At 28.4% G+C, this 12390-nt stretch carries 15 protein-coding genes; 8 read left to right on the top strand and 7 right to left on the bottom strand.

Annotated features, from left to right (window positions below):
• The first annotated feature begins 29 nt into the window (after positions 1-29).
• The 8 genes from AEBR_RS15500 (at position 30) to AEBR_RS12535 (ending at position 6953) form a co-directional block, all read left to right on the top strand.
• The gene (locus tag AEBR_RS15500) at positions 30-218 is read left to right on the top strand and encodes a hypothetical protein (RefSeq protein ID WP_228712201.1); all 189 of its coding nucleotides are present in this window, start codon (positions 30-32) and stop codon (positions 216-218) included.
• 68 nt (positions 219-286) lie between these two features.
• Positions 287-574: a YciI family protein gene (locus AEBR_RS12565; protein WP_129088082.1), complete on the top strand. Its 288-nt coding sequence runs from the start codon at positions 287-289 to the stop codon at positions 572-574.
• Between the two features lie 238 nt (positions 575-812).
• The gene (locus tag AEBR_RS12560) at positions 813-2912 is read left to right on the top strand and encodes a TonB-dependent receptor plug domain-containing protein (protein WP_129088083.1); all 2100 of its coding nucleotides are present in this window, start codon (positions 813-815) and stop codon (positions 2910-2912) included.
• Complete coding sequence (locus AEBR_RS12555) at positions 2902-3657, top strand: class I SAM-dependent methyltransferase (protein ID WP_129088084.1); 756 nt, start codon at positions 2902-2904, stop codon at positions 3655-3657. Before AEBR_RS12560 ends, AEBR_RS12555 begins: the two co-directional genes overlap by 11 nt.
• On the top strand, positions 3645-4706 hold the full coding sequence (locus tag AEBR_RS12550) for an ABC transporter substrate-binding protein (RefSeq protein ID WP_129088085.1): 1062 nt from the start codon (positions 3645-3647) through the stop codon (positions 4704-4706). Before AEBR_RS12555 ends, AEBR_RS12550 begins: the two co-directional genes overlap by 13 nt.
• Positions 4706-5722: a FecCD family ABC transporter permease gene (locus tag AEBR_RS12545; RefSeq protein ID WP_129088086.1), complete on the top strand. Its 1017-nt coding sequence runs from the start codon at positions 4706-4708 to the stop codon at positions 5720-5722. The genes AEBR_RS12550 and AEBR_RS12545 overlap by 1 nt, the downstream gene beginning before the upstream one ends.
• Positions 5715-6461, top strand: coding sequence for an ABC transporter ATP-binding protein (locus AEBR_RS12540; protein ID WP_129088087.1), 747 nt, complete (start codon positions 5715-5717; stop codon positions 6459-6461). The genes AEBR_RS12545 and AEBR_RS12540 overlap by 8 nt, the downstream gene beginning before the upstream one ends.
• Positions 6462-6485: 24 nt before the next feature.
• Entirely contained in the window at positions 6486-6953 is a 468-nt protein-coding gene (locus AEBR_RS12535; protein ID WP_172658903.1) for a MarR family winged helix-turn-helix transcriptional regulator, read from the top strand.
• Positions 6954-6964: 11 nt separating this feature from the next.
• Here the strand turns inward: AEBR_RS12535 and AEBR_RS12530 are convergent, their stop codons facing one another.
• From AEBR_RS12530 to AEBR_RS12500, 7 genes are all read right to left on the bottom strand, one after another.
• Positions 6965-7234 (bottom strand): hypothetical protein, encoded by a 270-nt coding sequence (locus AEBR_RS12530; protein ID WP_129088089.1) that lies wholly within the window; start codon positions 7232-7234, stop codon positions 6965-6967.
• A gap of 1 nt (position 7235) precedes the next feature.
• Positions 7236-7832 (bottom strand): nucleotide-binding protein, encoded by a 597-nt coding sequence (locus tag AEBR_RS12525; RefSeq protein WP_129088090.1) that lies wholly within the window; start codon positions 7830-7832, stop codon positions 7236-7238.
• A 250-nt stretch (positions 7833-8082) separates the two neighbouring features.
• Positions 8083-8631, bottom strand: coding sequence for a DUF3833 domain-containing protein (locus AEBR_RS12520; RefSeq protein ID WP_129088091.1), 549 nt, complete (start codon positions 8629-8631; stop codon positions 8083-8085).
• Entirely contained in the window at positions 8628-9854 is a 1227-nt protein-coding gene (locus AEBR_RS12515; protein WP_129088092.1) for an SAM-dependent methyltransferase, read from the bottom strand. Before AEBR_RS12515 ends, AEBR_RS12520 begins: the two co-directional genes overlap by 4 nt.
• Positions 9854-10594 (bottom strand): DUF1365 domain-containing protein, encoded by a 741-nt coding sequence (locus tag AEBR_RS12510; protein WP_129088093.1) that lies wholly within the window; start codon positions 10592-10594, stop codon positions 9854-9856. The genes AEBR_RS12515 and AEBR_RS12510 overlap by 1 nt, the downstream gene beginning before the upstream one ends.
• Complete coding sequence (locus tag AEBR_RS12505; RefSeq protein ID WP_129088094.1) at positions 10591-11838, bottom strand: NAD(P)/FAD-dependent oxidoreductase; 1248 nt, start codon at positions 11836-11838, stop codon at positions 10591-10593. The genes AEBR_RS12510 and AEBR_RS12505 overlap by 4 nt, the downstream gene beginning before the upstream one ends.
• On the bottom strand, positions 11838-12362 hold the full coding sequence (locus AEBR_RS12500; protein WP_129088095.1) for a lipocalin family protein: 525 nt from the start codon (positions 12360-12362) through the stop codon (positions 11838-11840). Before AEBR_RS12500 ends, AEBR_RS12505 begins: the two co-directional genes overlap by 1 nt.
• Positions 12363-12390: the final 28 nt, after the last annotated feature.

The following is a 12390-nucleotide window of genomic DNA, read 5'->3' as shown; positions in this document are numbered from 1 at the left end:
TTATATACTTACATAATAACAGTTTTTTAATGCTTAGTATTATTGGTGTTAAGTTTATGGATATAGCTTTAAAACTAAATATTATAAAAAAAATAGAGAGTAATATAGCTTTGGAAGAGGTAATGCCAAATATAAAAATGAACTTTCTTTTTAGATATCTAAATGCAATTATTTACCCTATAACTTTTCTTTTATCAGAAAACTATTTTAATCTTTAATTTTCATCTTAAACCTTTTGTAAATATTAAATGATAAAATACTTTCAAATTTAATATTGGAGTTCCCCATGCAATACCTAGTAATAGCCTATGATAATGACGGTGCCTTAGAAAAAAGACTTGAAGTTAGAGATGCACATGTTGCTGGTGCAAAAAAAATGATAGCAGAAGGTAAAATCATAAATGCAGGTGCCTTAATTGAAGAGGATCAAATGGTTGGTTCTACACTTTTTGTTGATTTTGAAAGTGATGATGAGATAAATGAGTGGTTAGAAAATGAACCATATGTACAAAATGGTGTATGGAATATGGACGAGTTCCAAATCGTACCTGTGAAGCTACTTCCTAAAGATTAATATCTAAAAAGCTCTATACTTATATCTATAGAGCCTCTTTTATTCTTTTTTTTCTTACAAATACAAACTTTAATATCACATAAAATAATAATTATTTTAAAAGTTTAAAATATAAAACGAAAAATTTATGATTTTCTGTAAATAAACTTATGCGAATAAGTATTTAAGCAATTATTAAATAATAATAAGATAAATTTCATTACCAATTTTAATAATTATTATCATAATAGGAGAAGATATGAATTATTCTAAATATTTGTGGGGGATATCTTTATTATCATCAACATCATTTGCAGAATCAATGATGTATGAAACAATAGATATTTATGACGTAGTTGGGGATGATTTTAAGAATAAAAATATTCTTATAAAAGAGAAAAAGCAGAGTAATAATATTGCAGATTTTTTGAAAGATGATCCTGAAATAACTATAAAAAGAAAGTCAAATTATGGAGACAATGGAGATACCTTATTAATAAGAGGGCAAGGTGGCAATAGAATTGCTTTAAATATTGATGGACATAATATTAACTCTTTAGGGCAGATGGGTGGAAGTTATATCGATTTTGGAACTATTTCTATGGATAATATAGAAAAAATTGAAGTCCTTAAAGGTGGAAGCTCAGTTGAGTATGGAAATGTTTTGGGTGGAGTTATAAATGCTTATACAAAAAGTCCAGAAGAGAAGCCATATTTCAGTATATATGGAACATTGGGAGGTTGGGATGCTGATAATTATTACAATATTAGAACAAGTTATTCCCAAAGATTTGGTAATTTTGGTATAAGTATTGGGGCTAGTCACCAAGAGTCTGATGAATATCTTTGGAATAATGATTATAAGTCTGACTCTATTTCGGCAAAATTATACTATTTTACTCCAAATGATGGTGAATTATCATTAGGTATTATTCATTCTGACACTACAAGGGGAGTAGTTAAAACAAATAGACAGAGTACTAATCCAAATACTCCTTTGTATAATCAAAAAATATCAAATAAATATCCTCTATCTTTGGGTGAAACTTTTGCTGGAGAAAGTGGTGCAAATAGAGCTTTTTCTGTAGTAGGAGAAGGGGCTAACTCAAATAAAAGGAAAAACCTTTTTGATATTGCATACTCCCAACCAATAAACAAAAACTTAACAATTGATTTAAGTGCATATGCAAATAGAGAAGATAGAGATGAAAAGAACTATGCTGATACCTCATTGGTTGGAGGTACTTCATTAAATAATGGTGATTTAGTAATGCAAAGAGATATAGAGATGGATAGAAGCTATGGATATAAGTCAAAAGCAACAATAACATTAGATAACCATAATATTTTACTTGGAGTCCAAAGAAGAGTTTTAAGGTCAGGGGAAAATGTAATCAATTTTATAAATACCCAATACAATGGAAATGCAGGGGGAGGTGGAAATAAAAATAACTCTGTAGGTATTGTAAATGAAGGTACAGATATACAACTAGATGGAATATTTATATCAGATACTTACTTTTTAAACGAAAAACTGGAATTAAATATAGGGGCAAGATATGATAATTATGAAATAGACATGCCAAATGGAGGTGAGACTTTCACTCAAAGTGAAGATAAAATATCACCAAAACTAGGATTAGTTTATACTCCTAATGCAAAAGACTCTTATGGTATCTATTTGTACCAAATGTTTAGAGCCCCTGGTGCAACAGAAGCATATCACTATACTGTGGGTAGAGATGCTTTAAGTGAGTTGGAAAGTAAAAATCTAAAAGCAGAAAAAGCAGATGCTTTAGATTTAATTTATAGGCATAGTTTTAGTGGAAGAAGTATCTTTCAAGCCTCTATTTTTTATTATGATGTAGATGATTACCTATTGTTTAAAACTCCAATAAGTGGGGGAAGGTATGCATATAATGTGGATAATGCAACTTTTTTTGGAGTTAGTATGAATAGTTTCTATGAGATAAATGACTATTTTGCACTAAAAGGTGGTTTTTCATATCAAGAAGCAAAAAAAGAAGGAGATGCCCTAGATCCAAACAATAGAATGGATAAATTAGACTATATACCTGATTTAAAAATAAATGCAGGCTTTGAATGGAAAGTTACTCCTAAAATAAAAACAGACTTTTTAGTAACTTATATAGGTGAGAGATATTATCAAAGAACAATTGATGATGTGGAAAAGTTAAGTGGATATACAACAGTAGATGCTTCAGTTCAATATGAGTTAGCAAAAGGTGCTGTTGTAGAACTTTATGCAGAAAATATTATGGATGAAAATTATGAAGAGGTATTTGGTTACCCAACTGCAGGTACTATAATAGGAGCGAGTTTTAAGTATGTATTTTAAAAAAGAGGAAAAAATAATGTGGGATAAAAAGTCAGAAAATTATCCAAGATATAATCCAAATAGTGAAATTTTTCAAAATAGAGTTTGGGAAATATTAAATAAAGAGGGTGCAATTTGCAAAGATTATAGACTACTTGATATTGGTTGTGGTACAGGAGTATATACAATTCCTTTAGGAAAAATGTTTAAAGAGGTGTATGCAATGGATATATCCTCTAAAATGCTAGATATATTAGAAGAAGATGCAAAAAATTATAGTGTGAATAATATCAAAACCATTCACTCCACATGGGATGAATTAGATTTAAAAGAGATGAAGTTTGATGTGGTTTTTGCTTCTAAAACACCAGCAATAAAAGAGTCAAAAGATTACAAAAAAATGGCAGACTATTCAAATAAATATGTAGCATATTTGGGGTGGGCAGGAGTAAAGAGATCAAATATTCAAAATGAGATTTTAAAAATCTATCCAAATATAGAGTTTAGAAAATTTGATGATACAACAGCTTTTAAAAAATGGCTTGAAAAAGAGAGTATTGAGTATAAATCAACAATATTTGAAGATACTCTTACAAGGGAGATGAGTAGAGATAATGCAGTTACACAGATAAATGAATATATTTCAAAAACAGATATAAACCTATCAAATATGGAGATTGAAAATATAATAATCTCAATTGAAAAGAGTGGAAAGTTAATCTATAGCTTAGATGTAAAATTGGAGTTAATATTATGGGAAAAATAAAATATATCTTATTTATGTTTTTATTTAGTTTGCCAGCTTTTGCCCTAACTGTAACGGATTTATTAAATAGAGAGGTAAGCCTTGAAAAACCTGCAAATAGAGTTATTGCTTTAGGTACTAGTCTAAGTTATGTTACCTATTTAAATTCAGTTGATAAGGTTATTGGTATAGAGGCTATAGAGTTAAAAGATGTAAAAAAAAGAGCTTACACCTATGTAAATAGGAATAAAATAAAAAGTCTTCCTATTGTAGGGCAGGGTGGAAAAGCAAAACGACCAAATCTAGAAGCAATAATAACCCTTAGACCTGATGTGATTTTTACTATTGTTCAAGATAAGAGCGAAGCAGATCTATTATCAAAGCAATTAAATATTCCTGTAGTTGTTGTAGGATATGGAGTAGAATCAGTAGAGTTTGAAGATATTTATAAATCTCTACAGATTATGGGAAAAATTCTAAATAAACAGAATAGAGCAGAGAGTTTAATTAGCTATATAAAAAACTTGCAAAAAGAGTTTAAAAGAGTTGAAAAAAGAAGTAGAGCCTATATTGGAGCAGTTGCATATAAAGGTTTACAAGGTATTACAAGTACAAAAACTGATTTTATGCCATTTAGATTTTCACAAGTTGAAAATATTGCCTTTGATTTACAGAAAAAGGGGCATCTTTTTATAGATAAAGAGTATCTTCTAATGAAAAATCCTTCAAGAATTTTTTTGGACAATGCAGGATGGGAGTTAATATTACAAGAGTTTAATAAGGATAAAAGCTATTTTAAAAGACTTAAAGCATTTAAAGATAGTTCTTATTTGATATTAGCAAACACTTTTTATTATATTAATATAGATCAAATGCTTGCTAATAGTTTTTTTATAGCAAAAACAATTTATCCTAAACAATATAAAGATTTAGATCCAATAAAAAAATCAAATGAGATATTTGAAGCTTTTGTGGGAGAGCCTTTATATGATATGTTTAAAGAGGATACAGGTGGATTTCAAAAGGTCTATTTAGAAAATGAAAAATTAAAATTAAAAAGTATTTTATAATGATTACTCAAAGAACTTTTTGGATTGCAACAATCTTATTTGCATTTTTTATAGTAATGCTCACATTAAAAGTTGGATATATAAATAGTAGTTTTTCTGAAGTTTTCAATGTACTTTTTTTTACATCAACAAATGAAAATCTATCATATTTACTCTGGAATATTCGTATTCCTAGAATGCTAGCAGCATTTAGTGTAGGTGCTGTATTGGCACTATCAGGTGCAATATTACAAAGTACTTTAAGAAATCCCCTAGCTTCACCTTTTACACTAGGATTATCTCAAGGAGCTGCATTTGGTGCATCTTTTAGTATAATTATTTTGGGTTCTGCAACTTTTAGTTTTGGAATTTTTCAAAATGTTAGTTATATTGTAATAGGAGCATTTATAGGTGCTCTTATCTCATCAATGATAGTTTTACTATTCTCTATAATCAAAGGTGTAAGCTCAGAAGGTCTTATTTTAGCAGGTGTTGCAGTTGCAGCTTTTTTTAATGCAGCAACAATGCTTTTACAATATTTTTCTAGTGATAATCAATTAGCAGCAGCAGTATTTTGGACTTTTGGGGATTTAAGTAAAGGCAAATGGGTAGAAATATCTTTGGTATGCACTTTTTGGCTAATAGGAATGGTTTTTGTAATTATAAGAGGTTGGGATTTTAATGCAATAGTGTGGGGAGATACCCATGCAAAAAGTTTAGGAGTTAAAGTTTGGACTTTAAGAATCTACTCTTTATTATTCTCTTCAATTCTTGCTGCAATTGCGACGGCATTTTATGGAATAATAGGATTTGTAGGGCTTATTGCACCCCATATTATTAAACTACTTTTTGAGAATCCTAAACACCATTTTCTATTTTTCGCTTCTTCTTTTTTAGGGGGAATTTTTCTAATGGCATCTGATTTATTAGCAAAGCAAATACTATCACCAATATCTTTACCCGTTGGTATATTAACTGCTTTTGCAGGTGTACCTCTATTTTTATTTATTCTTATAAAAAGGTCAATGCGTGATTAATGTAAAAAATTTAAACTATAAAGTAAAACACAAACATATATTAAAAAATATAGTATTAGATACCAAAAATACTCAAATAACTGCAATTATTGGACCAAATGGTGCAGGTAAAACTACATTTATAAAATTACTAAGGAATTTTTTACCAATTACATCTGGTCAGATAGATCTAGCAGGAAAAAGTATACAAAGCTATAAAAACAAAGAACTCTCTAAATTAATCTCCTATCTTCCTCAGACCACAAAAGCAGTATCTTGTAGTGTGGAAGATTGTATTTTATTAGGAAGGAAACCACATATGAAGTTTTTCCCTAAAAAATCAGATTATGAAAAGTGTGAAAAAATAATGGATGAACTTCATTTAAGTAGGTTAAAAAATAAAAATGTATTAAGTCTAAGTGGTGGAGAACTTCAAAAAGTGCTTATTGCAAGGTCTTTAGTTCAAGAATCTGATATTCTTTTTTTGGATGAGCCTATTAATCACCTTGATATAAAAAATCAGCTAGAGATTATGGATATTACGAAAAAAATGACAAAGCAGAAAAAGATAACAACTTTTGTAGTATTGCACGATTTGAACCTTGCTTTTAAATATGCAGATAAAATTTTACTTTTGAAAGATGGAGAGAATATATTTTATGGAGATAAAAATGAAATTAATGAAAAGATACTAAGCAGTGCATATGGTGTAGATATTGAGCTAATAGATTATAAAGGAGAAAAAAAAGTGATTTATTAGAAAAACTTTTGTATTATTATGTCTATGAAAAATAATGAAAAAGTATGTATTGCTTTCTTACTAGCAAAAGTGCATCATAAACTTCGACATAGACTTAATCAAAAGCTTCGTAAATATGATTTAACCATAGAGCAAAGGCAAATACTTTTAAGACTTTTTACTTTTGGTGCAATGTCACAAAGGGAACTTTGTGAAAAGACTTTAACTGAACCTTCAAATATTACTATCACCCTTAAAAGAATGGAACAAAGGGGATATATTCAGAAAGTAAAGCATCCAAAAGATAAAAGAGCTCTTCTTATTGAAGCTACTGAAAAAGCTTTTAAACTGCAAAAAACACTTGAAGAACTAGGTCGTAATACAACTAAAAATTTTTTGGGTGATATAGAACAGAGTAAAATTGATACTACCATAGAGGTATTACAACAAATGTATAAAAATGAGTTGGATATTGAGTTAAACGATGTGGTGACCCGTGAGATATTTAATTAGATAAAGACTTTTCACTTCTTCATCCCCTTTAAAAGGGTCATTCTCATCCAAGCAGATGTTGTGATTTTTATCCCCACTTGTTTTGACATCTCTAAAGCTTGATTTTCTATCCACTCTTTTTCATTTTGACTTAGAGCTACTGGAATAGCACTGTTTCTTACCTCTTCTTTTTTCTTTTTAGGTCTTCCAGCTTTTTTAGTTTTTGTATTTTTCTCTTCTAAAACACTTTCATTTGTTTTTATTTTAGATGAGTTTTGTTTTAGTTTATCTGCATAGCTCATATTATGCCTTTAGTAGTTTTTTTATCTCTTGCATATCTTCTATTGCATTTCTATAGATATGTCTTTTAAATCTATTCTCTCCTGCTTTTGTCTCTACATATTCACAATCAAAAAGTGAATCCTCTAAAACAGAAGATTCTCTAACAAAAACTATAGGTATTTTGATATCTTTGTAAAGTTTTTTAATCTCTTCATTTAGATACTCTTTTAGTTCAACTGCTTTGTTATTGTTTTTTGCTCTATTAACCACAATTATTATGTTTTCATTTATCTCTTTTACATCTTTAAGTGTTGCCATAGTTGCTTGTAGGTCAACAATAGAAGTAAGTGTTGGGATGATTACTTTTTTTGCTTGTTTGATTATACTATTGATTCTTGTATCTTTAAATCCACCAAAGTCATAAACAACATTTTCATCAAAAGGTATCTCTTCATACTCCTCTTTTGAAACTAAAAACCCCTTTTCCTCTGGCATAAGATTGTGAGCAGAAGAGTGAGAATCATTAGTTACATAGGTTAATCCTAACATCTGTGAAATTTGAACAGATAGTGTTGTTTTTCCAACACCACCTTTTATACTATAAACAACATATGACATCTATATTCCTATTTTTACTATATATTTATATATAAAATTATATATTTTTATATTTAATAGAAAAATATTATATTAAAATAGCTTTAGTAAGAATAAAAAATATAAGTGATGAGGATTTTATTGAATAAAAATTCTGATTTTAAGTGGTTTGATGGATTTTAAAAGCCTATAAAATAGAGAATATTAAATTTATTCTATATATTTTTATATTATATATAGGAAATTTAAATATCTCTATATATTTATATATCTAATTTCTTGGGAAATCTTTTATTATAGTGATTACTAACTCCCCAACTGTAAAACCAAATTTTTTCATTTTTGAATGATTTATTATCACCCCATCACTTTGAAGATGTAACCAATCTTTTACACTAATATCTATTGTTGAATCATTGTATGGAACTCTCATTACATAATCAATCATAACTGTATTTCCATTTGCAATCATTTTTGCTGTTCCTACTATATCCCCTGCTGTTGCATCAAAGGTTTTATCTCCTGTTGGAACAAGTTTCCAAACTCTTGTTTGTTTTTTCCCATCACTATAGACAAATTTCTCATCTAAAGTTCCAATGCCATTTTTATCCCAGCTTCCAACTAAATCACCTTTGAAACTTTTTATGATTTTGCCACTTCTATCTTTTACTATGCCATAGGCTGTAAGTTTTCCATTGAAATACTCTTGGGGTATAAACTCTGGAGTTGTGTTATTAAAGTCTTCTATTTGCATTTTTGAACATCCTGTAAAAATTAGTATGGTAAGTAGGCTTGCTACAACTGTTAAAATCTTTTTCATGCTACTAATCCTTTATTTAACTGCATATTCTCATATCTAGTAAAAGATATTTGAATAAGATTGATATTTCTTGTTAAAAAACCAGCTTCACAATAACAAAGATATATCTCCCACATTCTTATAAAGTACTCATCAAAGCCAAGCTTTTTTACTTCTTCAAGTTTTTCTTTAAAGTTTTTATGCCATATATTTAGAGTTTTTGCATAGTGTTCAGTGTAATCATCTAGGCTTAGAAGATTTAATTTTGTATGTTTTGACGTTACATTAAGTATTTTATTTACACTTGGAAGGTGACCCCCTGGGAAAATATATTTTTGGATGAAGTCTGTTCCTTTTGAATAGGATTTATATCTTTGATCAGGAATAGTTATAATTTGCATTACTAAAACTCCATTTTCTTTTAGTAGTTCTTCACATTTTTTAAAGAAAATATGAAAATATTCTTGACCTACTGCTTCAAACATCTCTACTGCAATAATTGCATCAAATTTTCCATTCATATCCCTATAGTCTTTTAGGAGAACATCCACAAATTCTTCTATTTTATTTTCTTTAAATCGTTGTTCACATAATCTTTTTTGTTCTTTTGATAGGGTTAGAGTTTTAACTTCACATTGATACTCTTTTACTAAATGTAAAGCCATAGCTCCCCAGCCTGAACCTATCTCCAGAACTTTTGAGTCTTTTTTTAGATTTAGTTTTTTTGCTAGAAGCTCAATTTTTCTTTGTTGGGCCTCAAAAAGTGTTTCATCATTTTGGGAAAAAACAGCAGAGGAGTACATCATAGTATCATCTAAAAAGAGCTTAAAAAAATCATTTGACAAATCATAGTGTTTTGAGATATTTTTTTGTGCTTTTGTTTTTGAATTTTTTCTCATATTATGTTTAATTTTATTAAATATAGGAAAAAGATTATATGAACTTAGTTTTTTTTCATCTTCACTTTTTGTTTGAAGTTGTTTTGAGTTTATAAGTGCAATTTGAATTAGAGAGGTTAAATCTTCACATTCAAAGTCTTTATCCATATAACTTTCTGCAAAACCTATATCACCATAAAAAGATAATCTTCTAAATAGATCCCAATTATTCAAAATAAGTTTGGCTTTTGGGAAAGTTCCATTGCCAAATTTTTTTATTTGATTGTTGGGAAATTGAACTTCCAAATCTCCATATTCAATTTTTGATAAAAATTTTTCACCTATTCTTTTCCAGAAAAAGTTCATTATAATCTCCTTATTTGATCCTCTTTAATTGGGTTTGACCATTTTAAACCCTTTCTTTTTAGTTTGAAACTTTGATAAAGGGTTCTTGTAACAACCCATAGGGTTAAAAAAGTGTGTTTAAAAAACAGTTTTAAAATATTTGTTTGACTAAAATTTAATGGTTTTAGTTTTAGTGTTGAACACAACATCTTTTTTTCATCTTCAAAAAGTAAAATATTCAGAAAGAGTTGTTTTTCATCATATTTAAGTCTAAACTCATAGTTCCCCTCCCTTTTAAAAAATGGACTTACATACATATCTTTTTTTGTACTTGATTTAAAATTTATCCCATCTTCACTTTGTAATTTTGTGGGATAAATAACCCTTCCTCCATTATAGTTATGAACTTCTGCTATTAGATATGTGGGGATGTTTTTTTCAAAAAGTATTAAAAGGCTAATTGGATTAAATACAAAGCCTAAAATAGAAGGAAGGGTTATAAACCTCATTTTATGGCACCTTTTAATATCAAAATATTTTAATAGATAGGTTACATTTTCTATAAAATCATCACTTTTGCCAAAATGATTTTTTGTATTAAAAGAGAAGAGATTAAAACTATTTTGGCAAAAAAATCTATTTTTTAGTGAATCTAACTCTTGTAGGTCAATATCAACCATAAAAAATTTATACTCAAATTTATGCTCTTTTGGTAAAAATCTTTTGTGGTAAATAACTCCATCTAAAAATTGATGACTCATAGTTCACATCCAAACTCTTTTGCTATAGTATTTGCACTATATAAACCATCTTCATGGAAGCCATATCTCCAATAAGCTCCAGCATAATAGGTGTTGTTTTGTCCATTTATTATCCCCCTTTGTTTTTGCATATCTATTGCTTTTTGATCAAATTGAGGATGAGAATAGGAGATTTTTTCTATTACATTTGATAAATTTTTAGTTTCATTTAGTGAGACAAAATACTCTTTATTTGATTCTAGATTTTGCAATTTATTTATCCAGTATGAGAGGGTAATAGAGCTATCTTTCCCTTCTGTTTTATAGTTCCATGCTGCATAGGCTTCTTTTTTAGGATATAAAGCTGTAGTATCATTATGAAGAAGGGCATCGTTTTGTTTATATTTAAAACAAGATAGAATTCTCTTTTCATCTTCACTGGCATCCTCAAGAATCTCTAAAGCCTCAGGTGCATGCATAGCCAAAATAACTTTGTCGTAAAGACTTTTTTTACCATCTTGATGAATTAATTCAACTAAATCTTTTTTTCTTCTTATTTTTATTACATCTGAATTAACTATCACTTTTCCAGAAATTTGCATTTGGATTTTATTTACATAATTTATAGAACCTCCACTAACTGTTAACCATTGATGATGAGTATTTACTCCCAACAATCCGTGGTTTTTAAAAAAAGTTAAAAATGTTCTTGCTGGAAATTCATTCATTTTATCTGAGGGAGTTGACCAAATTGAAGCTCCCATTGGGATTAGGTATCTTTCTTTAAAATATCTTGAATATGGTTTTAAATATTCCCCTAAACTTTTATCTAAATTAGATGAATTTTTTTCTAAATCATCATTTGCATTTTTATTAAATTTTAAAATATCAAAGATCATTTTATAGTGTTTAAAATTAAAAATATTTCTTTTTTGTATAAACATTCCACTTAAAGATTGCCCATTGTAAGCTATATTTGTTTTTGTATCCCAAAATGCAAAACTCATATCACTATTTTCTATTTTTACATCAAGCATAGAAAATAGTTTAGTAAGTAGGGGATAGGTTTCATAATTAAAGACTAAAAAACCAGTATCAACACCAAACTTTTTGCCATTTTCTTCTACCATGGTTGTTCTAGCATGACCACCTAATCTTGGCTCTTTTTCATACAAATCAACTTCATGTTTTTTACTTAAAAGATAAGCAGTAGATAATCCACTAATTCCTCCGCCTAAAACAGCTATTTTAAATCTTTTTTCCATTATTTATATTTCCCATTTTTATCTTGTTTTGTAAAAATAAACTCTTGAATATTCATATAATTTTCTAACATACCAAGAATATCTTTTAATTTTTTTTCATCCAAAAAAGGTTCTCTATTCATTATCCATACATTTTCCATATTTTTGTCACCCATTACAGCAGTTTGATAATCATCTAAATATATAATTTGGTAGTTTTTACTAAATATCCAAAAATAGGTACTTTTGATTTTCGCCATATTATCTTTTTCTAAGGCTTGAACTGTACCATTGTAAACTATCAATTTCCCATCTATTTCATGTTCAAAACATCTATTTGTAACACTATAGTTATTATTCTTTTCTAGTTTATATTCAACAGTAGCTGCCACACAATTTTTTTCAAAACTGTTATAAGTTCGTGCAATCTCATACCAAAGTCCACTAAAATTAATAGGGTTTACATATTCCACAGCCAAGGGTGTTTTTGTTTGTTTAGCGTAAGCGATACAAAGTGAAAAAAATAAAACAATTATTAATCTCATAACTTTGATCCCCTTTTTATTTTTTAAT

The organism is Halarcobacter ebronensis, assembly GCF_013201825.1.
GTDB lineage: Bacteria > Campylobacterota > Campylobacteria > Campylobacterales > Arcobacteraceae > Halarcobacter > Halarcobacter ebronensis.
The sequence above is the reverse complement of the archived record's forward strand: the minus strand, read 5'-3'. Positions and strand labels throughout refer to the sequence as shown.